Below are 20144 nucleotides of genomic sequence, written 5' to 3' on the forward strand. Positions count from 1 at the left end.
CTCCTACACATCCGCAACCAACAAGGAATGCGCAGTGAACAAACTCTTTGGCGCCTCACTTCTCGCCGCCGGCCTGGCCCTGGCCAACATCGCTCAGGCAGCACCGACGCTGCTCAACGTTTCCTACGACGTGATGCGCGATTTCTACAAGGACTACAACACTGCGTTCCAGAAACACTGGCAAGCCGAGCACAAGGAAAACATCACCGTGCAGATGTCCTTCGGCGGCTCGAGCAAGCAGGCGCGCTCGGTGATCGATGGCCTGCCGGCCGACGTCATCACCATGAACATGGCCACCGATATCAACGCCCTCGCCGACAACGGCAAACTGGTCCCGGACAACTGGGTCACGCGCCTGCCGAACAACAGCGCACCGTTCACCTCGGCCACCGTATTCATCGTCCGCAAGGGCAACCCGAAAGCCTTGAAAGACTGGCCGGATCTGCTCAAGGATGGCGTGCAGGTGATCGTGCCCAACCCGAAAACCTCGGGCAACGGCCGCTACACCTACCTGTCGGCCTGGGGGTATGTGCTGAAAAACGGCGGTGACGAGAACAAGGCCAAAGACTTCGTCGGCAAGCTGTTCAAGCAGGCACCGGTGCTGGATACCGGTGGCCGCGCCGCCACCACTACGTTCATGACCAATCAGATCGGCGACGTGCTGGTGACCTTTGAAAACGAAGCGGAGATGATCGCCCGCGAGTTCGGTCGCGATCAGTTCGAAGTGATCTACCCAAGCGTCTCCGCCGAAGCCGAGCCACCGGTGTCCGTGGTCGACAAAGTCGTCGACAAGAAGGGTTCGCGAGCGGCGGCTGATGAATATCTGAAATACCTGTGGTCACCTGAAGGCCAGGAAATTGCTGCGGCCAACTACCTGCGCCCGCGTGATCCGGCGGTGCTGGCCAAGTACACCGATCGTTTCCCGAAGGTGGATTTCCTCTCGGTGGAGAAGACCTTTGGTGACTGGCGTACGGTGCAGAAAACCCACTTCAACGATGGTGGCGTGTTCGATCAGATTTATAGCGGGCAGTAAGGCCTGATCTGAAAAACAGAAAGGCGACCCACCGAGGTCGCCTTTTTTGTTGCGCGGGAATACAGGTCATTACACAACGTAATAACAGTTATCATCCGAAAACGTCTTCTGCCAGTCCACGTTGTCCATTAGCCTCACCGCTTTCCTGTGCCCGACTCGAGTAATCCTATGACCACCACTCCTCACGCAATGACCCGAGGCATGGTCCTGCTGTTCGCGTTCTGCTGCGGCGCCATCGTTGCCAACATCTACTACGCACAACCGATCATCGGTCTGATCGCACCGGACATCGGCCTCTCCGACACCATGGCCAGTTTCATCGTTTCGCTGACGCAGATCGGTTATGCGCTGGGCCTGTTCTTTCTGGTGCCGCTGGGCGATCTGCTGGAAAACCGGCGGCTGATGATCATCACCACGGTCGTGGCGATCGCCAGTCTGCTCGGCGCTGCGTTTACCGAGCAGCCGAACGTGTTTCTGCTGATCTCCTTGCTTGTCGGCTTCAGCTCGGTGTCGGTGCAGATCCTGATTCCGCTGGCCGCGCATCTGGCGCCGGAAGAGTCCCGTGGCCGCGTGGTCGGCGGGATCATGGGCGGCCTGCTGCTGGGCATTCTGTTGGCGCGACCGGTGTCGAGCGTGGTCGCCGACCACCTCGGCTGGCGCGCCATGTTCATGATCGCCGCCGGGTTGATGGCGGCTATCAGCGTGTTGCTGGCGCTGACCGTGCCCAAGCGGCAGCCGGATCACAGCGCCACGTATGGCCGACTCATAGGTTCGCTGTGGACGCTGCTGCGCCAGCAACCGGTGCTGCGTCAGCGGGCGTTTTATCAGGGTTGCATGTTTGCCACGTTCAGCCTGTTCTGGACCGCGGTACCGTTGGAACTGGCGCGCAACCATGGCCTGTCGCAAAGCGAAATCGCGATCTTCGCCCTGGTCGGCGCCATCGGTGCCATCGCTGCGCCCATCAGTGGCCGTCTCGCCGATGCCGGCCACACACGCATCGCTTCGCTGCTGGCCATGCTGTTCGCCAGCCTGAGCTTCCTGCCCGCCTTCATCCACCCGGCCTACAGCGTTATCGGCCTGGCCGTGACCGGCGTAGTGCTCGACTTCTGCGTGCAGATGAACATGGTGCTCGGCCAACGCGCGGTGTACTCGCTGGACTCGAAAAGCCGCGGCCGCTTGAACGCGTTGTACATGACCAGCATCTTCATCGGCGGCGCCTTCGGCTCCTCGGTGGCCAGTGCGGTGTACGAACATGGCGGCTGGTTGTGGATCGTGATTGTCGGCAGCGTATTTCCATTGCTGGCGTTGTTGCGGTTTTTGAGCGCATCGCAAAGCGCTTCGCTGGCGCAACGAAAAGTCGCGTCCTGAGACGATGTCATAGTGGGAGCGAGCCTGCTCGCGAAGACGTCAGTGCAGATCATATTTGCGCTTACGGACACAGTGCTTTCGCGAGCAGGCTCGCTCCCACAGGTTTTTGCGGCGTACTCCAATTCCCCCGCAGACGAAAAAAACGGCGATCCGAGGATCGCCGTTTCTCTTACTGCCCGAACTTCTTCCCCAACCCCGGCGGTACACCGTGGATGTTGGTGTCTTCCCACGGGCCGTTGGGGCTGACCGAGCGGCTCCAGCCGTTGTTCCAGCGGTAATAGGTGCGCTGGCGGTAGAAGGTGTTGGTCTGGTCGTCGAGGACGTAGACGCCGAGTTTCTGGTCCCAGTGACTGTTGCCGCCCGGTGGCGGGGCGAAGCTGGCCGAGGTGCGCGGCACAGGTTTGGCGGGTTTGGCCGGGATGCTTTTGCCGGGGGTCGGCGACGTCGATGGCGTCGGGCTCGGTTGCGAAGGCGGGATCGGCGGCAGGTTGGTGGTCGGTTCAGGTCGCTGTACCGCACATGCACTCAAGCCCAGGGCCAGTGTGAGGACTGTGATGCGGGCAATCGTGTGCATGGCGGGGCTTTCCTGTTGGATCCGGTTAGTTGTCCGGGCTGTCGATGGTCAGTTTTTGTGGCGCGGTGGTGCTGCTGGCCAGAGGGCCGCTGCGGCCGACCCACTCACCGGCGGTCGGTTGACCGGCCCGTGAGATGCGCGCAACCAGTTGGACTTCAGGGAAGTTGGACAGTTTCAACTGCGGCATCATTGCGTCGGCATCGCCCAGTTCGACGGTCACCGGTAGATCGGCCACCGTCAGGCGCTTGGCGGCCAGCGGCGCCGGAGGGCCGGAAGTGGCGCGGGCGAAGATGAACACGCTGTCGCCTGGTTGCACTTTGCCCTTGAGTTCGCCGGCCAGATCGACGCTGACCTTCAGCAATGCAGTTTTCGGCGCTGGCGCTTGGGCAACCTTGCCACCACTGGCTTGCAAGCGTTCGGCGGCGCGCTGGATGCCGCCTTCGAGGGCGGCACGGGATTTGTCGTCCGTTGGCAGTTGCGCGAGCAGGCGATTCCAGTAGTCGATGGCCTCCTGATAGCGCTCGCCCTCGAAGGCGGCGATGCCGAGCAGGCCGAGGCTGGTGACTTCTTTCGGATCGGCTTTCAACGCTTCGTCAGTCAAGGCCTGAATCTTCTCCGACCATTTTTTACCGTTGGCAAAATACTGCGCCTGCGCCCACTGGCCGAGCAACTCCGGTTGGCGCCCGGCGAGATTGGCGGCGCGCTCGAACATCTTCGCCGCGTCCGCCGGGCGCTCCTGAGCCATGTAGGTACGGCCGAGGAAATACAGGCCCTCGGCGGAATCCGGTTGCGCGGCAACCGCACGTTCCAGACGCTGGGTCATCTGCTCCATCGACTGGGGTGCCTGAGCGAACTCGCGGGTCAGTTCGACCTTGTCGGCGGCACCGAAATGCAGATAAAGACCCAGGCCCAACACCGGCACCAACACCGCAGCCAGCAGCGGCAATGGCTTGCCCAGACGCGAAACACGCGGCGCGACGACGCCTTCGGTATCGGCGAGCAGTTCACGCGCGGCTTCCGCGCGGCCGCTGTCCAGTTGCGCGGCGTCGAGCACGCCTTCGGCCTGCTGCGCTTGCAGCTCGGCGACTCGTTCCTGATACAGCGCGACGTTCAGCGCGGTACGATCTTCCTCCCGCTGAGCGCGGCGTTCACGCAGCACCGGGATCAGCAGAAAACTCAGGGCGACCAGAAGCAACAGCCCTGCGGCAAGCCAGAAATCAATCATTCTTGGTTTTTATCCAACAGTTGGTCGAGGCGCTGACGTTCTTCGGCAGACAGCGATGGCGGCGTTTCGGCACGTTGCCCGCGACGGCGGCGCACGATCAGCGCAATTACCACAAAACCACCGAGCAGCAAACCCGCCGGACCGAACCAGAGCAGCGCGGTCTTGGCATTCAGTGCCGGTTTGTAGCGGACGAAATCACCGTAGCGATCGACCATGAAATCGATGATCTGCTGATTGTCCTTGCCCTCGCCGAGCATGCGGAAAATCTCTTTGCGCAGGTCGGCGGCGATCGGCGCGTTGGAGTCGGCGATGTCCTGGTTCTGACACTTGGGGCAGCGCAGTTCCTTGGTCAGTTCACGGAAGCGCTCGCGGTCGACCTCTTTGGCAAATTCGTAGGTGTCGATGGCCGCATGCGCGACACCGGCCAGGCTCAAGCCCAACACCACTGCAACGAGGAAGCGCTTCATGGCTTGGCCTCATCAACGAGCGCCTGATACCGGGCGGCCAGTTTTTCGCGCCAGACCTGCTCGTCGATCACCCCGACGAATTTGTCGCGGATGATGCCCTTGGCGTCGATGAAGAAGGTTTCCGGCGCGCCGTAGACACCGAGGTTCAGGCCCAGCGAACCTTCGTCGTCTCGGATGTCCAGCGCGTACGGATTGTGAAACTCGGCCAGCCATTTCAAGGCATCGGCGTTGGTGTCCTTGTAGTTGATGCCGTAGATCACCACGCCGCGCTCGGCGAGTTTGTTCAGCACCGGGTGCTCGACCCGGCAGGAAATGCACCAGGTGCCCCAGACATTGACCAGCGCCGGTTTGCCGAGGATGTCGGCGCGGGTCAGCGTCTTGTCGCCCTGCACGCTCGGCAGGGAAAATTCCGGGAACGGTTTGTTGATCATCGCCGACGGCAGTTCCGCCGGATCCAGATACAGACCGCGATAAAGAAACACTGCCACCAGCAGGAAAATCGCCAGCGGCAGCAACATCAACCAACGTCTCATGCCGCCGCTCCCGTCATGCCCAGTGCTTCGCGCACTTTGCTTTTCACCTTGACCCGATAACGCCGATCCAGCGCTGCCAGCAATCCACCCAACCCGGTGAGCAGCCCGCCGAACCAGATCCAGCGCACAAACGGTTTGACGTGCACGCGCACCGCCCAGGCGCCGTTGTCCAGCGGCTCGCCGAGGGCAACGTACAGGTCGCGGGTGAAACCGGCGTCGATCCCGGCCTCGGTCATCACCGAGTTCTGCACCGTGTACAGACGTTTTTCCGGGTGCAGCACGCTGATTTCCTTACCGTCACGAATGACGCGGATGGTGCCCTTGTCCGAGGTGAAGTTCGGCCCCTCGAAGTGTTCGGCGCCTTCGAAGACGAACTGATAACCGGCCAGATCCATCGACTCGCCCGGCGCCAGACGCAGATCGCGTTCGGCACTGTTCTGGCTCGACAACACCACGCCCAGCGCGCACACGGCGATACCGAGGTGGGCGATCTGCATGCCCCAATAGCTGCGGGTCAGCGTCGGCAAACCCTTGATCAGACCTTTGTGGCGGGTCTTGTCGAACAGGTCGCGCACGCCGGCGAGCAACACCCATGCCGCCAGCAGGAAAGTCGCGATCACCGCCCAGTTGAAGTCGCCGTAAGCGACGCCAGCCACCACCGCCAATGCGACGCTGCCGAGCAGCACCGGAGTGAGCATGCTCGCCAGCCATTTCACCGGGGTGTCCTTCCAGCGCACGATCACACCGACCGCCATCACCAGCATCAGCAGTGCCATCAACGGGATGAACAGCGCATTGAAGTATGGCGGGCCGACCGACAGTTTGGCGCCGCTGAGCGCATCGAGGATCAGCGGATACAAAGTGCCAAGCAGGATCATCGAAGCCGCGACGACCAGCACCAGGTTGTTGCCCAGCAGCAGGGTCTCACGCGACCAGAGGTTGAAGCCGACCTGGCTTTTCACCACTGGCGCACGCAGGGCGAACAACGTCAGCGAACCACCCACCACGAACAGCAAAAAGATCAGAATGAATACGCCGCGCTCAGGATCGGAAGCGAACGCGTGCACCGATGTCAGCACGCCGGAGCGCACGAGGAAGGTGCCGAGCAGGCTCAGGGAGAATGCAGCGATCGCCAGCAATACCGTCCAGCTCTTGAACACGCCGCGCTTTTCGGTGACGGCCAGTGAGTGAATCAGCGCAGTGCCGACCAGCCATGGCATGAACGAGGCGTTTTCTACCGGATCCCAGAACCACCAGCCGCCCCAGCCGAGTTCGTAGTACGCCCACCACGAACCAAGGGTGATGCCGATGCCGAGGAAGGCCCAGGCGACGATGGTCCACGGACGCGACCAGCGTGCCCATGCCGCATCGAGACGCCCGCCAAGCAAAGCGGCGATGGCGAAGGCGAAGGCCACGGAGAACCCCACATACCCCATGTAGAGCATCGGCGGATGCACGATCAGGCCGATGTCCTGCAGCAACGGATTGAGGTCACGGCCATCGGCGGGAATCTGCGGCAGGATCCGCGAGAACGGGTTCGACGTCAGAATCAGGAACAGCAGGAAACCGGTGCTGATCATGCCCATCACCGCCAGGACGCGGGCAAGCATGACTTGCGGCAACTGCCGGGAGAACACCGACACGGCAAAAGTCCAGCCGCCGAGGATCAACGCCCATAACAGCAGCGAACCTTCGTGTGCGCCCCACACCGCGCTGAACTTGTAGTACCAGGGCAACGCGCTGTTGGAGTTCATCGCCACGTAGCCGACGGAGAAATCGTCGGTCATGAACGCATAGGTCAGGCAGCCGAAGGCAAACAGCAGAAAGGCGAACTGGCCCCACGCCGCCGGTTGCGCCAGGCTCATCCACAAGCGGTCGCCGCGCCATGCGCCGAGCATCGGCACCACGGCTTGCACCAAGGCGAAACACAGGGCGAGGATCATCGCCAAATGGCCCAGCTCAGGAATAAACAGTGCGGCAGCCATCGATCAACCCTCCTTCACAGGCGTCGGTGCGGATTGACCGCTGTCTTTCAATGCTTTGGTTACCTCCGGCGGCATGTACTTTTCGTCGTGCTTGGCCAGCACTTCATCGGCCACGACCACGCCGTCAGCGTTGAGCTTGCCGAGGGCGACGATGCCCTGCCCTTCGCGGAACAGATCCGGGAGGATGCCGCGATAGGCGATGGTCACGGATCTGTTGAAGTCGGTGACGACGAATCTGACGTCCAGCGAATCCTTTGATCGTTGCAGCGAACCGGCCTCGACCATGCCGCCGGCGCGGATGCGCGTGTCCTGCGGCGCTTCGCCATTGGCAATCTGCGTCGGCGTGTAAAACAGATTGATGTTCTCCTGCAACGCGCTCAGGGCCAGGCCGACAGCAGCGCCGACCCCGACCAGAATGGCCAGAATGATGATCAGACGTTTTTTGCGCAGCGCATTCACTTGCCGTTCTCCCGGCGCAGACGACGCGCCTCTTGTTGCAGATAACGCTTGCGCGCCACAATCGGCGCCACGACGTTGAGGGCCAGCACCGCCAGACAGATGCCGTAGGCCGACCAGACATACAGGCCGTGATGGCCCATGGCGAGAAAGTCGCCAAAGGAAGCAAAACTCATCGCGCCGCCTCCAGACTCTGCTGCACTTCGGTCTTCACCCAACTGGCGCGGGCCTCGCGCTTGAGCACTTCAAGGCGCATGCGCAGCAACAGCACAGCGCCGAAGAAGCAGTAGAAACCCAGCACGGTCAGCAGCAGCGGCAGCCACATTTCGGCGGGCATCGCCGGTTTCTCCGTGAGGGTGAACGTCGCGCCCTGGTGCAGGGTGTTCCACCACTCCACCGAGTACTTGATGATCGGAATGTTGATCACGCCGACGATCGCCAGCACCGCGCAGGCCTTGGCGGCGCTGTCGCGGTTGCTGATGGCATTGCCCAGCGCGATCACGCCGAAATACAGAAACAGCAGAATCAGCATCGAGGTCAGGCGCGCATCCCAGACCCACCACGAGCCCCAGGTCGGCTTGCCCCAGATCGCTCCGGTGACCAGCGCCACGGCGGTCATCCACGCACCGATGGGCGCAGCACATTGCAGAGCGACGTCGGCCAGTTTCATCTTCCATACCAGCCCGACCACGCCGCACACCGCGAGCATCACGTAGATCGACTGGGCGAGCATCGCCGCGGGTACGTGGATATAGATGATGCGAAAGCTGTTGCCTTGCTGGTAATCCGGCGGCGCGAACGCCAGGCCCCAGACCACACCAACGCCGATCAGCAGCAACGCGGCGAGGCTCAACCACGGCAGGAACCTGCCACTGATGCCATAGAACCACTTGGGTGAGCCGAGCTTGTGAAACCAGGTCCAGTTCATACTGTTTCCATCACGGTTGCCGCTCATCGTCGTGAGCTGGCAAAGGGTCTTTGCTGATCAGATTTTGATCAGACCTCATTATTCGCCGACGCTGATCTTCAGGCCAGCCGCTATTGCAAAGGGTGTCAGGGTGATTGCCAGTGCGGTAAGGCTGGCCATCCATAACAGGTATCCAGTCGCCGGCATGCCCTGCAACGCCGCTTGCAACGCGCCGCTGCCGAGAATCAACACCGGGATGTACAACGGCAGAATCAGCAGTGCCAGCAACAGGCCGCCGCGTTTCAGGCCGACCGTCAGTGCCGCGCCGACTGCGCCGAGCAAGCTCAGCACCGGCGTGCCCAGCAGCAACGACAGCAGCAGTACCGGCAGGCACGCCGCCGGCAGACCGAGCATCAACGCCAGCAGAGGCGATAGCAGCACCAGTGCCAGACCGGAGAAAAGCCAGTGTGCCAGCACCTTCGCCAGGACCAGAAGCGGCAGCGGGTGCGACGAAAGGACCCACTGTTCCAGCGAACCGTCTTCAAAATCACTGCGAAACAGTCCGTCCAGAGAAAGCAGGACCGACAGCAATGCCGCCACCCAGACTAACCCCGGGGACAGGTTTTGCAAGACTTGAGTTTCCGGGCCGACGGCCAGCGGGAACAGCGCGATGACGATGGCGAAGAAAATCAGCGGATTGGCCAGCTCTGCCGGGCGGCGGAACAGCAGACGGGATTCGCGGGCGAGCAGTAGACCGAACACACTCATACTGCCCATTTCCCCAGATCGATGTCGCGATAACCGGCCGGCACCCGGCTCAGCGTATGGTGCGTGGTCAGCACCACCAGCCCACCGCGTTCGCAATGCCCGGCCAGATGTTCTTCCAGTTGCGCGACACCTTGCTTGTCGAGCGCGGTAAACGGCTCATCGAGAATCCACAGTGGCGGGCAGTCGAGATACAACCGCGCCAGCGCCACGCGACGTTGCTGACCGGCGGAGAGACTGTGGCAGGGAACATCCTCGAAGCCGCGCAATCCTGCGGCTGCCAGTGCCTGCCAGATGGCGTCGCGCTCGGCGGGCTGATGCAGGGCGCAGAGCCACGACAGATTTTCTTCCGGGGTCAGCAAGTCCTTGATCCCGGCGGCGTGGCCGATCCACAGCAGATTGCGTGCAAGTTCACTGCGTTGTCCGGCCAGTGGCTGGCCATTGAGCAGCACCTGGCCATCGGTGGGTTGCATCAGCCCGGCGAGCAACCGTAACAAACTGGTCTTGCCGCTGCCGTTGGGGCCGCTGATCTGCACCATGTCGCCACTGGCCAGACGCAATTCGAAGTTTTCGAAGAGCAGCCGCAGATCGCGTTCACACGCCAGGGCAACGGTTTGCAGGACAGGACTGGTCAAGGGATCACGGGCCTTATACGGTTCAAGTCGGCTCTGGCGCGGCCGTTAAAGAGATGCAGCATAGATGCTTTGATCGCCCGTTCTGGCGAGCTGGATCAAACAATTGCTATGTTTTTTGAACGAAGCGCACGACGCGCGGCATTATACATGCCGTGCCTTACTCTCAAGAGCGCAATTTCCTCAGGTTGTGTCCGCGTATGACAGGCGAAATGAACATCCTCCCGCTGCCACCCACCGTGCCGGCGAGCGCTCGCCCGCAGATGGGTGAACTGCTCAAGCTGCTGACGCCGGTCGAGGGGCTGATTGGCGCCGGGCAAAGCGCCAAGGCCGAGGTGTTGTCGCTCAAGCAGGCCGATCAGACCTTTGAGTTGCTGCTGAAGGTAACCCTCGACAGCGGTCGCCAGACCACCGTGCAGGCCAGCAGCAATCTGCCGCTGCCACAGGGCACCAGTCTGGCGATCACGCAGCCGTCGGCCGGCAATCTGGCGATCACCGTGCAGCAAGCAATCGCCAGCAGTGTCGCCACCCTTACCCGTATCGATACCGCACAATTGCCCACCGGGACCCTGTTGCAGGGCAAAGTCGTGACCTCGCAGGCATTGCCCCAAACGCCGGGGCAAGCAGCGGTGTTCCGTTCGATGGTGACCCTGCTCAACACCGCTTTGAGCGGCAGCACCCTGACCGTCGACAGTCCGCAACCGCTGCGCATCGGCACCTTGTTGTCGGCGCAGGTGCAGGATGCGCAAACCCTCAAATTCGTGCCGCTGAGCAGCCGCCAGGAGCAACTGGCCGTCAGTCAGCAATTGCTCGGCCAGCAAAGTCGCCAGGGCTCGCTCGATGGTCTGCTGAAATTGCTGCAGAACCTGCCGCCGGCCACGGATCAGACCTCGGCCGATCTGCGCGCGGTGGTCGGCAAGTTGCTTGCCAGCCTGCCCGACGTGCAGCAAATGAGCACCGCCAAAGGCGTGGCGCTGGCCTTGGCCAACAGCGGCGCGTTCCTCGAAGCCAAATTGCTTGGCGGACAAAACCCGACCCTCGCCCCTGACATGAAGGCCGACCTGCTCAAGCTGATCGCGCAACTGACCCCGGGCCTGCCGAGCAACACCAGTTTCAACGCGATCATCGCCGCCAACACCCTGGCGCAGGCGCTGCCGAGTTTCGTCCGTAACGCCCTGGGCACCCTCGGCCAGGTCAGCGCGAAACCGGTGCCGAGCAGCTTCCCGTTGCCCGAACGGCTGCTGGCGAAACTGGAAGGCGAAGGCGATCTTGAACAACTGCTGCGCCTCGCCGCCGCTGCGGTGTCGCGTCTGCAAAGTCATCAACTGTCGAGCCTGGAACAGACCGGCGTCACCGACGATGGCCGCCTGCTCAGCACCTGGCAGCTGGAAATTCCCATGCGCAACCTGCAGGACATCGTGCCGCTGCAGGTCAAGGTCCAGCGCGAAGAAGCGCCGGAACGCGAACCGCAACCGCACGAACGCCGTGACGAGCGCGAGCCGAAACAGCATCTGTGGCGCGTCGATCTGGCCTTCGATCTGGAACCCCTCGGGCCGATGCAGATTCAGGCGCAGTTGATCGCCGGCAGCCTGTCCGGCCAGCTGTGGGCCGAACGGCCGTACACCGCCGACCTGATCGAGAACAATCTATTCGCTCTACGTCAACGTCTGCTGGATCGCGGGCTGAACGTTGGCGACATCGACTGCCACCACGGCACCCCGCCGCAGGGCAACCAAACTCGCCTCGAACACCGCTGGGTCGACGAAACCGCATGAACGATTCCACTGCCCCACGCCAGGCCATCGCCCTCAAATATGACGGCAACCACGCCCCGACCCTCACCGCCAAGGGTGACGAGGAACTGGCCGAAGAAATCCTGCGCATCGCCCGCGATTACGAAGTGCCGATCTACGAGAACGCCGAACTGGTGCGGCTGTTGGCGCGAATGGAACTGGGCGACAGCATTCCTGAAGAGCTCTATCGCACGATCGCCGAGATCATCGCGTTTGCATGGAATCTGAAAGGCAAATTCCCCGAGGGACAAGACCCGAACGCGCCGATGGTCGAGAAAGATGTGACCCTGCGCGGCGATGATTATTAAGCCTTAAAAGCAAAAGATCGCAGCCTTCGGCAGCTCCTACAGGGAAATGCGAATCCCATGTAGGAGCTGCCGAAGGCTGCGATCTTTTGATCTTGCTTCTAGTTCTTGTGCAACTTGCGCATCAACTCCGCCTCAGCCTGGGTCAACCCGCACGACTGGGTCAGTTCATCGACGCTCGCGCCCATGCCCACCAGTTTCGCCGCCTGGGCGAATGACAGGCTCGACGGGTCGCGTTGTTCCAGGGCGACGATCTTGTCCGGCAACGGACTCACCACCGCGCGCAACTCGTGCAGGGCGTCGCCCATGCGCACGTTGCCGTTCTGGTAATCGTCGACACGCTTGGCCAGTTCCTTGATGCGCTGATCGCGCAGCGCATCGCCCTGGGCCTGTTGCGCAGCGATCACCCGCTGCGCCTTGATGTACGAGACGAACATCGCCAGCGTGCCCGCCCAGAACAGGAACAGAACAATAACCGCAACCTCGAGAATCAAATCAGATGCTCTCCAGTTCCGACCATTCTTCTTCGCTCATCATCTTGTCCAGCTCGACCAGAATCAGCAGCTCGTTGTTCTTGTTGCACACGCCCTGGATGAACTTGGCCGATTCCTCGTTACCGACGTTCGGCGCGGTTTCGATTTCCGACTGACGCAGGTAAACCACTTCAGCCACGCTGTCGACCATGATGCCGACGACTTGCTTGTCGGCTTCGATGATGACGATACGGGTGTTGTCGCTGATTTCACCGCTCATCAGGCCGAAGCGCTGACGGGTGTCGATCACGGTCACAACATTACCGCGCAGGTTGATGATCCCCAGCACGTAGCTCGGTGCCCCCGGCACTGGAGCGATTTCGGTATAGCGCAGCACTTCCTGCACGCGCATCACGTTGATGCCGTAGGTTTCGTTATCCAGTTTGAAGGTCACCCATTGCAGGATCGGATCTTCAGAACCTTTTGCATTCGACGCCTGACCACTCATACCCTGACCCCTCGAAAAAACCGCCCTGGGCGGTGTGTGTTCTGTTTGGTGGCACTGAAAAATGCCATCGCCTGATTGTTATGTCGGCTGCTATGTCGGTTTATGTAGCGGCTTGTTGCCGCCCAAGTGCTTTGCCCCGCCGCTGGCGATCAATTCGGCCAGCGCGGATACGTCAAGCAATGCACACATGTGCTCAATCACGGTGCCGGCGAGCCATGGCCGCTGACCCCGGTGACTTCTCCATTTGATTTCATTCGGGTCCAGGCGCAACGAGCGGCTGACCTGATGCACCGCCAGCCCCCACTCGTAACCTTGTACCGAAATCACGTATTGCAGGCCCTGACGGAAGTCATCGCGATAACGATCCGGCATGACCCAGCGTGCGGTGTCCAGAACCTTCAGGTTGCCGGCCTGGCTCGGCAGGATCCCGAGGAACCACTCCGGCTGACCGAACAGCGGCGTCAGCTCGTGTCCGGCCAGCGAATAGATCGAACCGAGGCACACCAACGGCACCGCCAGGGTCAGCCCGGCGACATCGAACAGCAGGCATTCGAACGCTTCGGCGGCCCAGGCCGGACGGCCATCGGTTTCCACCGGTGGCGGCGGGTTGTTCGGCGGCAGGTGCACTTCGACCAGCGGCGGGATCAGAACCTGCGGTTCTGAAACTTCCGGCGCGGGCTCTGGCTCGGGCTCGGGTTCCGGCACTGTCAATAATTGTGTTTGCAGCAGCGGCGCCAGAGTCGACAGCGGCGCGCGCGGTTCGTCGATCAGCGCAACCGGTGCTTTGGCCACAGGCGCGATGGCAGGCGCGGGCACCGGGCTGACGGTTTTCTGTGCGTCGCGGGCCTGCTCTTCGAGCACCGCAGCCTGGAATTCATCCATGGCCTGGGCGCTTTCCAGCATTTCAGGCTGCGCCTTTTCCAACACTGGCGGCTGCGCTTCGACCGGCGGCGGCACGTCTTCGGGCAGGTCCAGCAGCAGATCTTCCAGATAGGACTGCAAGGCCTGTTGCGGACGTGAAGTCAGCTTGACCGGCCGGTTCATGCGCAACCCCCTGTAGGAGCTGCCGAAGGCTGCGATCTTTTGATCTTCTGAGGAACACTGGCAGGCAAGATCAAAAGATCGCAGCCTTCGGCAGCTCCTACACGGATGGAGATCATGTTCAGGCCACCTGCGGAACAAGTTGCTGCGCGAGCAGGTGCTTGAGCAGCGCGCGGTAGGCCAGTACGCCACGGCTCTTGCCGTCGAATTGCGAAGGCGTGACGCCAGCTCGGCTGGCATCGCGCAGACGGGTATCGACCGGGATGTAGCCGTGCCAGATATCGTCGGGGAATTTATCGCGCAGCACACGCAAGGTACCCATCGAGGCCTGTGTGCGGCGGTCGAACAGAGTTGGCACGATGCTGAACGGCAGTGGCTGTTTGCGCGAACGATTGATCATCGCCAGGGTGTTGACCATGCGCTCCAGACCTTTGACGGCCAAGTGCTCGGTCTGCACCGGGATCACCAGTTGCTGGCTCGCCGCAAGGGCGTTGACCATCAGCACGCCAAGCAATGGCGGGCTGTCGATGATCGCGTAATCGAAATCCTGCCACAGCTGCGCCAGACTCTTGGCGATCACCAGACCCAAACCACTCTGCCCCGGTGATTGACGCTCCAGGGTAGCCAGTGCGGTGCTCGACGGCAGCAGGGAAATGCGCTCGTCGCTGGTCGACAGCAGCAGTTGTCCCGGCAAGCCTTGCGGCACGCTGCCCTTGTGCAGAAACAGGTCGTAGTTGCTGTGTTCCAGGCTGTCGGGGTCGTAACCAAAATAGCTGGTCATCGAGCCGTGCGGATCGAGATCGACAATAACCACGCGCTTGCCCGCCTCGGCCAGCAATCCGGCTAAAGCGATGGAGGATGTGGTTTTACCGACACCACCCTTTTGATTGGCGACTGCCCAGACTCTCATTCAGTTCGTTCCTCCCGGCCGGGTTGATTGGCCGAGACATGCTTCAGCGTGTTAATGCGGGCGACGGAGAATTGACGGCACTCTCGCGTCCCGGTGTCTTGACCGGGGTTGGTGCAGTTTGTGTGCCAGCGCGCTTCAACGCCGCGTCCGGTTGCGCATTGGCGGTTCCGGTGCCGGTGAGGCTGCGGCGCACATCGAGATTGCGCGACACCACCAGCACCACGCGGCGGTTCTTCGCCCGGCCTTCGACCGTGGCATTGTTGGCCACCGGCTGGAATTCGCCATAGCCCACCGACGCCAGCCGACCGGGGTTCACGCCCTGCATCGCCAGCATGCGCACGATGCTTGCCGAACGCGCCGAGGACAGTTCCCAGTTGGTCGGGTACTGCGCGGTGCGGATCGGTTGATCGTCGGTGAAGCCTTCGACGTGGATCGGATTGTCGAACGGTTTCAGGATCGCCGCGACCTTGTCGATGATGCTGAAGGCGATGTCGCTCGGCATCGCGTCGCCGCTGCCGAACAACAGGCTGGAATTGAGCTCGATCTCAACCCACAACTCGTTGCCGCGCACGGTCATCTGATTGGAACTGATCAAGTCACCGAACGCGGCGCTGATGTCATCGGCGATGCTTTTCAGCGGATCGCTGGCGCCGGCGATCCCGGCGTCGACCTGCTCGGCGTCCTTGACCAGCGGCTTGGCCGGGGTCACGGTTTTCGGCCGCTCGTCGCCGATCGGAATCGGTTTGAGCGAGCGATCGGAGTCGGTAAACACGCCGATCAGCGCTTCGGAAATGACTTTGTACTTGCCTTCGTTGATCGACGAGATCGAGTACATCACCACGAAGAACGCGAACAGCAAGGTGATGAAGTCCGCGTAGGACACGAGCCAGCGCTCGTGGTTAACGTGTTCTTCCTGATGCCTGCGACGAGCCATGGTCCATTTCCCCCATCAATCCATGAAGCCCTGAAGCTTCAGCTCGATAGAGCGCGGGTTTTCACCTTCGGCGATCGACAGAATGCCTTCCAGCAACATTTCGCGATAACGCGACTGCCGCAACGCGATGGACTTGAGCTTGGCTGCGACCGGCAAGAGGATCAGGTTGGCACTGGCCACGCCGTAGATGGTCGCGACGAACGCCACGGCAATGCCGTTACCCAGTTGCGACGGATCGGCGAGGTTGCCCATCACGTGGATCAGGCCCATCACCGCACCGATGATGCCGATGGTCGGCGCGTAGCCGCCCATGCTCTCGAAGACTTTGGCCGCTTCGATATCACGGGATTCCTGGGTGTAGAAATCCACTTCGAGGATGCTGCGAATAGCTTCCGGCTCGGCGCCGTCAACCAGCAGTTGCAGGCCTTTGCGCGAATAGCTGTCGGGCTCGGCATCGGCCACCCCTTCCAGGCCGAGCAAGCCTTCCTTGCGTGCGGTGAGGCTCCAGTTGACCACGCGGTCGATACCGCCGGCCAGGTCCACGCGCGGCGGAAAGAAGATCCAGGCGAGAATCTGCATGGCGCGTTTGAACGCGCTCATCGGCGATTGCAGCAGCGCGGCACCAACAGTGCCACCGAGTACGATCAGCGCCGCCGGGCCGTTGGCCAGCGCGCCGAGGTGACCGCCCTCAAGGTAGTTGCCGCCGATGATGGCGACGAACGCCATGATGAGGCCGATAAGGCTGAGAACATCCATCAGATACACGCCTCGACGATGTGCTTGCCGATATCGTCCAGACCGTACACGGCGTCAGCCAGATCAGCTTTGACGATGGCCATCGGCATGCCGTAGATCACGCAACTGGCTTCGTCCTGCGCCCACACCGAGCTGCCGCCCTGCTTGAGCAGACGCGCGCCTTCGCGGCCGTCGGCGCCCATGCCGGTCAGCACCACTGCCAGAACTTTGTCGCCGTAGGATTTCGCCGCCGAACCGAACGTAATGTCCACGCACGGCTTGTAATTCAGACGCTCGTCACCCGGCAGAATCTTCACCGCGCCACGGCCGTCGATCATCATCTGCTTGCCACCCGGCGCCAGCAGCGCCAGGCCCGGACGCAGGATGTCGCCATCCTCGGCTTCCTTGACGCTGATGCGGCAGAGCTTGTCCAGGCGCTCGGCAAAAGCCTTGGTGAACGCTGCCGGCATGTGCTGGATCAGCACGATCGGCGCCGGAAAGTTCGCCGGCAATTGCGTGAGTACGCGTTGCAGCGCTACCGGGCCGCCAGTCGAGGTACCGATGGCAACCAGTTTGTAGGCTTTGCGTTTCGGTGCCGACGACGAAGCGCTGGCAGCGGATGCACGGGCAGGCGCTGGCGCAGGAGCCGGACGCGTCGGCACAGGGCTGCTGTGGCTGCCGTAGCTCGCCGCCGCTGGAGCAGGCGTCGGCGCTGGCGCGGCGGCAGGTGCCGGCGCGCTGTAGGCACTGAAACGACGGTTGCTGCGCGAGATGCTGTGGACTTTCTCGCATAGCAGCTGCTTGACCTTCTCGGGGTTGCGCGAGATGTCTTCGAAATTCTTCGGCAGGAAATCCACCGCACCGGCGTCCAGCGCATCGAGGGTCACGCGCGCGCCTTCGTGGGTCAGCGAGGAGAACATCAACACCGGAGTCGGGCAGCGCTGCATGATGTGCCGCACCGCCGTGATGCCGTCCATCATCGGCATCTCGTAGTCCATGGTGATCACGTCTGGCTTGAGGGCCATGGCCTGATCGATCGCCTCTTTACCATTGGTGGCCGTGCCGACCACCTGGATGCTCGGATCCGCTGAAAGAATTTCCGAGACGCGGCGGCGGAAAAAACCCGAATCGTCCACCACCAGGACTTTGACTGCCATAAACACTCCATTAGGTGCAGCGAGGCGTCATCGCCCCGCCGCCCCGGATTCAAATACGCTTTGTGGCGTAACGCTTGAGCATGCTTGGAACATCGAGAATCAGCGCAATGCGGCCGTCACCGGTGATGGTGGCGCCGGACATGCCCGGAGTCCCCTGGAGCATTTTGCCCAATGGCTTGATGACCACTTCTTCCTGGCCCACCAGTTGATCGACGACGAAGCCGATCCGCTGGGTGCCCACCGAAAGAATCACCACATGGCCTTCGCGCTGCTCTTCGTGAGCGGCGGAGCTGACCAGCCAGCGCTTGAGGTAGAACAGTGGCAGCGCCTTGTCGCGCACGATCACTACCTCCTGACCATCGACGACATTGGTGGTCGACAGGTCGAGGTGGAAGATTTCGTTGACGTTGACCAGCGGGAACGCGAACGCCTGATTGCCGAGCATGACCATCAGGGTCGGCATGATCGCCAGGGTCAGCGGCACCTTGATGACGATCTTCGAGCCCTGGCCCTTGGTCGAGTAGATGTTGATCGAACCGTTGAGCTGGGAAATCTTGGTCTTGACCACGTCCATGCCGACACCACGGCCGGACACGTCGGAGATCTCGGTCTTGGTCGAGAAGCCCGGGGCGAAGATCAGGTTGTAGCACTCGGTATCGCTGAGGCGATCGGCCGCGTCCTTGTCCATCACACCGCGTTTAACGGCAATCGAACGCAGGACGTTCGGGTCCATGCCTTTGCCGTCGTCGGAGATCGACAGCAGGATGTGGTCGCCTTCCTGCTCGGCCGCCAGCACCACGCGACCGCCACGGGCCTTGCCCGACGCTTCGCGCTCTTCCGGCGACTCGATGCCGTGGTCGACAGCATTGCGCACCAAGTGGACCAGCGGGTCCGCCAGGGCCTCGACAAGGTTCTTGTCGAGGTCGGTTTCTTCACCCACCAGTTCCAGGTTGATCTCTTTCTTCAGCTGCCGTGCGAGGTCGCGAACCAGACGCGGGAAGCGCCCGAAAACCTTCTTGATCGGTTGCATCCGCGTCTTCATCACCGCGGTCTGCAGATCAGCCGTGACCACGTCGAGGTTCGACACGGCCTTGGACATGGCTTCGTCGCCGCTGTTGAGGCCCAGGCGCACCAGACGGTTACGCACCAGCACCAGCTCGCCGACCATGTTCATGATCTCGTCGAGACGCGCGGTATCCACGCGCACAGTGGTTTCGGCTTCGCTGGCCGGTTTTTCCGGTGGCGGTGGCGCAGGAGCACGGGCCGGAGCCGGTGCAGCAGCGGCGGCCGGTTTCGGCGCCTCGGCTTTCGGCTCAGGCTTGGCGGCAGGTTTCGGTGCAGCAGCGGCAGCCGGAGCTTTGGCCGCTGGGGTAGCGACGCTCGAAGCAGCGCCCGCAGTCGCAGCACCCACGTCAGTGAACTTGCCTTTGCCGTGCAATTCGTCGAGCAGCGATTCGAATTCGTGATCGCTGATCAGGTCGCTGCCGGCCGCAGCGGCTGCCGGTACAGCAGGCGTTGCCGGTGCCGAGGCAATGGCCGATTCCAGCGCGTCAACGGCGAAGTTGCCCTTGCCGTGCAACTGATCGAGCAAGGCTTCAAATTCGTCGTCGGTGATGTCCGAGCTGTCGCCTGCAGCAGGTGCGGCCGGAGCCGCTGCTGCTGACGCCGGAGCGACCGCATCCACTGCAAACTGACCTTTGCCGTGCAGTTGATCAAGCAGCGATTCAAATTCGGCGTCGGTGATTTCATCGCTGGCCGCCGTGTCGGCAACCTGCGCGGGCGCCACAGCAGCGGCCGGAGCCTCGGCTTGCGCCTTGACGGCATTCAGCGAGTCCAGCAGTTGTTCGAATTCGTTATCGGTGATGTCTTCCGATGCGCTTTCGGCGACCGGTTCTTCCACCACTTCTTGCGGTGCGGCCACGGCTTCATCAGCCGATTGCGGCTCGGCCAGGCGTGCCAGCGCGGCGAGCAGTTGCGGCGTGGCGGCAGTGATCGGTGCACGCTCACGGACTTCGCTGAACATGCTGTTCACCGCGTCCAGTGCTTCCAGAACAACGTCCATCAGTTCTGCATCAACGCGACGCTCACCCTTGCGCAGGATGTCGAACACGTTTTCGGCGATGTGACAGCACTCCACCAGCTCATTGAGCTGAAGGAAGCCGGCGCCCCCTTTTACAGTGTGGAAACCGCGAAAAATTGCATTGAGCAGATCTGCATCATCCGGACGGCTTTCCAGCTCGACCAGTTGTTCGGACAGTTGCTCAAGAATCTCGCCGGCCTCAACCAGGAAATCCTGAAGGATCTCTTCATCGGCGCCGAAGCTCATTAATGGGGTGCTCCTAC

At 61.9% G+C, this 20144-nt stretch carries 22 protein-coding genes; 4 read left to right on the forward strand and 18 right to left on the reverse strand.

The genetic code is table 11. The features are described from left to right. Positions 1–34: 34 nt before the first annotated feature. Complete coding sequence (locus VNV36_RS16910; RefSeq protein WP_325718751.1) at positions 35–1033, forward strand: sulfate ABC transporter substrate-binding protein; 999 nt, start codon at positions 35–37, stop codon at positions 1031–1033. Positions 1034–1201: 168 nt separating this feature from the next. Next, the gene (locus VNV36_RS16915; protein WP_325718752.1) at positions 1202–2401 is read left to right on the forward strand and encodes an MFS transporter; all 1200 of its coding nucleotides are present in this window, start codon (positions 1202–1204) and stop codon (positions 2399–2401) included. A 169-nt stretch (positions 2402–2570) separates the two neighbouring features. Here VNV36_RS16915 and VNV36_RS16920 read toward each other — a convergent pair whose 3' ends face one another. The 10 genes from VNV36_RS16920 to ccmA all read right to left on the reverse strand — a co-directional run bounded on the left by VNV36_RS16920 (position 2571) and on the right by ccmA (position 9948). After that, positions 2571–2975 carry a hypothetical protein gene (locus tag VNV36_RS16920; protein WP_007919958.1) on the reverse strand — a complete coding sequence of 135 codons (405 nt, stop codon included), beginning with the start codon at positions 2973–2975 and terminating at the stop codon, positions 2571–2573. A gap of 25 nt (positions 2976–3000) precedes the next feature. Continuing rightward, positions 3001–4200 (reverse strand): c-type cytochrome biogenesis protein CcmI, encoded by a 1200-nt coding sequence (gene ccmI / locus VNV36_RS16925; RefSeq protein ID WP_325718753.1) that lies wholly within the window; start codon positions 4198–4200, stop codon positions 3001–3003. Next, complete coding sequence (locus VNV36_RS16930; protein ID WP_325718754.1) at positions 4197–4667, reverse strand: cytochrome c-type biogenesis protein; 471 nt, start codon at positions 4665–4667, stop codon at positions 4197–4199. The genes ccmI and VNV36_RS16930 overlap by 4 nt, the downstream gene beginning before the upstream one ends. After that, complete coding sequence (locus VNV36_RS16935; RefSeq protein WP_325718755.1) at positions 4664–5200, reverse strand: DsbE family thiol:disulfide interchange protein; 537 nt, start codon at positions 5198–5200, stop codon at positions 4664–4666. The genes VNV36_RS16930 and VNV36_RS16935 overlap by 4 nt, the downstream gene beginning before the upstream one ends. Next, positions 5197–7185, reverse strand: coding sequence for a heme lyase CcmF/NrfE family subunit (locus tag VNV36_RS16940; RefSeq protein WP_325718756.1), 1989 nt, complete (start codon positions 7183–7185; stop codon positions 5197–5199). Before VNV36_RS16940 ends, VNV36_RS16935 begins: the two co-directional genes overlap by 4 nt. A 3-nt stretch (positions 7186–7188) precedes the next feature. Beyond that, the gene (gene ccmE, locus VNV36_RS16945; RefSeq protein WP_325718757.1) at positions 7189–7644 is read right to left on the reverse strand and encodes a cytochrome c maturation protein CcmE; all 456 of its coding nucleotides are present in this window, start codon (positions 7642–7644) and stop codon (positions 7189–7191) included. Beyond that, a complete protein-coding gene (gene ccmD, locus VNV36_RS16950) occupies positions 7641–7817 on the reverse strand; it encodes a heme exporter protein CcmD (RefSeq protein WP_325718758.1) in 177 nt (58 codons plus the stop codon). Before ccmD ends, ccmE begins: the two co-directional genes overlap by 4 nt. Then, positions 7814–8569, reverse strand: a complete 756-nt coding sequence (locus tag VNV36_RS16955; protein WP_325718759.1) for a heme ABC transporter permease — start codon at positions 8567–8569, stop codon at positions 7814–7816. Before VNV36_RS16955 ends, ccmD begins: the two co-directional genes overlap by 4 nt. Before the next feature lie 78 nt (positions 8570–8647). Continuing rightward, the gene (ccmB, locus tag VNV36_RS16960) at positions 8648–9316 is read right to left on the reverse strand and encodes a heme exporter protein CcmB (protein WP_039763615.1); all 669 of its coding nucleotides are present in this window, start codon (positions 9314–9316) and stop codon (positions 8648–8650) included. Next, positions 9313–9948 (reverse strand): cytochrome c biogenesis heme-transporting ATPase CcmA, encoded by a 636-nt coding sequence (gene ccmA / locus VNV36_RS16965; protein ID WP_325718760.1) that lies wholly within the window; start codon positions 9946–9948, stop codon positions 9313–9315. Before ccmA ends, ccmB begins: the two co-directional genes overlap by 4 nt. A gap of 197 nt (positions 9949–10145) precedes the next feature. On the opposite strand from ccmA, the gene fliK reads away from it, so the two are divergent. Both fliK and VNV36_RS16975 read left to right on the forward strand, forming a co-directional pair. Next, the gene (gene fliK / locus VNV36_RS16970) at positions 10146–11720 is read left to right on the forward strand and encodes a flagellar hook-length control protein FliK (RefSeq protein WP_325718761.1); all 1575 of its coding nucleotides are present in this window, start codon (positions 10146–10148) and stop codon (positions 11718–11720) included. Continuing rightward, positions 11717–12046, forward strand: a complete 330-nt coding sequence (locus VNV36_RS16975) for an EscU/YscU/HrcU family type III secretion system export apparatus switch protein (RefSeq protein ID WP_325718762.1) — start codon at positions 11717–11719, stop codon at positions 12044–12046. Before fliK ends, VNV36_RS16975 begins: the two co-directional genes overlap by 4 nt. 98 nt (positions 12047–12144) lie before the next feature. On the opposite strand, the gene VNV36_RS16980 is transcribed toward VNV36_RS16975, so the two are convergent. The 8 genes from VNV36_RS16980 to VNV36_RS17015 all read right to left on the reverse strand — a co-directional run bounded on the left by VNV36_RS16980 (position 12145) and on the right by VNV36_RS17015 (position 20127). Next, complete coding sequence (locus tag VNV36_RS16980; RefSeq protein WP_007919978.1) at positions 12145–12537, reverse strand: DUF2802 domain-containing protein; 393 nt, start codon at positions 12535–12537, stop codon at positions 12145–12147. A 1-nt stretch (position 12538) separates the two neighbouring features. Continuing rightward, on the reverse strand, positions 12539–13024 hold the full coding sequence (locus VNV36_RS16985) for a chemotaxis protein CheW (RefSeq protein ID WP_325718763.1): 486 nt from the start codon (positions 13022–13024) through the stop codon (positions 12539–12541). A gap of 90 nt (positions 13025–13114) precedes the next feature. Further along, positions 13115–14068, reverse strand: coding sequence for a CheW domain-containing protein (locus VNV36_RS16990; protein ID WP_325718764.1), 954 nt, complete (start codon positions 14066–14068; stop codon positions 13115–13117). A 118-nt stretch (positions 14069–14186) separates the two neighbouring features. Continuing rightward, positions 14187–14975, reverse strand: a complete 789-nt coding sequence (locus tag VNV36_RS16995) for a ParA family protein (protein WP_325718765.1) — start codon at positions 14973–14975, stop codon at positions 14187–14189. Between the two features lie 43 nt (positions 14976–15018). Then, positions 15019–15909 (reverse strand): flagellar motor protein MotD, encoded by an 891-nt coding sequence (gene motD / locus VNV36_RS17000; RefSeq protein WP_253500432.1) that lies wholly within the window; start codon positions 15907–15909, stop codon positions 15019–15021. A gap of 15 nt (positions 15910–15924) precedes the next feature. Then, positions 15925–16665, reverse strand: coding sequence for a flagellar motor protein (locus tag VNV36_RS17005; protein ID WP_039763601.1), 741 nt, complete (start codon positions 16663–16665; stop codon positions 15925–15927). Beyond that, positions 16665–17801, reverse strand: a complete 1137-nt coding sequence (locus VNV36_RS17010) for a protein-glutamate methylesterase/protein-glutamine glutaminase (RefSeq protein WP_325718766.1) — start codon at positions 17799–17801, stop codon at positions 16665–16667. The genes VNV36_RS17005 and VNV36_RS17010 overlap by 1 nt, the downstream gene beginning before the upstream one ends. Positions 17802–17850: 49 nt before the next feature. Further along, entirely contained in the window at positions 17851–20127 is a 2277-nt protein-coding gene (locus VNV36_RS17015; protein ID WP_325718767.1) for a chemotaxis protein CheA, read from the reverse strand. Between the last annotated feature and the right edge of the window lie 17 nt (positions 20128–20144).

Origin of the sequence: Pseudomonas sp. (assembly GCF_035554175.1) — a bacterium.
Classification (GTDB): domain Bacteria; phylum Pseudomonadota; class Gammaproteobacteria; order Pseudomonadales; family Pseudomonadaceae; genus Aquipseudomonas.

What these genes read in the sequence shown, in the direction of transcription:
- VNV36_RS16915 (WP_325718752.1), top strand. Translation starts at nt 1,202, where the DNA reads ATGACCACCACTCCTCACGCAATGACCCGAGGCATGGTCCTGCTGTTC.
- VNV36_RS16920 (WP_007919958.1), bottom strand. Translation starts at nt 2,975, where the DNA reads ATGCACACGATTGCCCGCATCACAGTCCTCACACTGGCCCTGGGCTTG.
- ccmI (WP_325718753.1), bottom strand. Translation starts at nt 4,200, where the DNA reads ATGATTGATTTCTGGCTTGCCGCAGGGCTGTTGCTTCTGGTCGCCCTG.
- VNV36_RS16930 (WP_325718754.1), bottom strand. Translation starts at nt 4,667, where the DNA reads ATGAAGCGCTTCCTCGTTGCAGTGGTGTTGGGCTTGAGCCTGGCCGGT.
- VNV36_RS16935 (WP_325718755.1), bottom strand. Translation starts at nt 5,200, where the DNA reads ATGAGACGTTGGTTGATGTTGCTGCCGCTGGCGATTTTCCTGCTGGTG.
- VNV36_RS16940 (WP_325718756.1), bottom strand. Translation starts at nt 7,185, where the DNA reads ATGGCTGCCGCACTGTTTATTCCTGAGCTGGGCCATTTGGCGATGATC.
- ccmD (WP_325718758.1), bottom strand. Translation starts at nt 7,817, where the DNA reads ATGAGTTTTGCTTCCTTTGGCGACTTTCTCGCCATGGGCCATCACGGC.
- VNV36_RS16955 (WP_325718759.1), bottom strand. Translation starts at nt 8,569, where the DNA reads ATGAACTGGACCTGGTTTCACAAGCTCGGCTCACCCAAGTGGTTCTAT.
- ccmB (WP_039763615.1), bottom strand. Translation starts at nt 9,316, where the DNA reads ATGAGTGTGTTCGGTCTACTGCTCGCCCGCGAATCCCGTCTGCTGTTC.
- fliK (WP_325718761.1), top strand. Translation starts at nt 10,146, where the DNA reads ATGACAGGCGAAATGAACATCCTCCCGCTGCCACCCACCGTGCCGGCG.
- VNV36_RS16975 (WP_325718762.1), top strand. Translation starts at nt 11,717, where the DNA reads ATGAACGATTCCACTGCCCCACGCCAGGCCATCGCCCTCAAATATGAC.
- VNV36_RS16985 (WP_325718763.1), bottom strand. Translation starts at nt 13,024, where the DNA reads ATGAGTGGTCAGGCGTCGAATGCAAAAGGTTCTGAAGATCCGATCCTG.
- VNV36_RS16990 (WP_325718764.1), bottom strand. Translation starts at nt 14,068, where the DNA reads ATGAACCGGCCGGTCAAGCTGACTTCACGTCCGCAACAGGCCTTGCAG.
- VNV36_RS16995 (WP_325718765.1), bottom strand. Translation starts at nt 14,975, where the DNA reads ATGAGAGTCTGGGCAGTCGCCAATCAAAAGGGTGGTGTCGGTAAAACC.
- motD (WP_253500432.1), bottom strand. Translation starts at nt 15,909, where the DNA reads ATGGCTCGTCGCAGGCATCAGGAAGAACACGTTAACCACGAGCGCTGG.
- VNV36_RS17005 (WP_039763601.1), bottom strand. Translation starts at nt 16,665, where the DNA reads ATGGATGTTCTCAGCCTTATCGGCCTCATCATGGCGTTCGTCGCCATC.
- VNV36_RS17010 (WP_325718766.1), bottom strand. Translation starts at nt 17,801, where the DNA reads ATGGCAGTCAAAGTCCTGGTGGTGGACGATTCGGGTTTTTTCCGCCGC.
- VNV36_RS17015 (WP_325718767.1), bottom strand. Translation starts at nt 20,127, where the DNA reads ATGAGCTTCGGCGCCGATGAAGAGATCCTTCAGGATTTCCTGGTTGAG.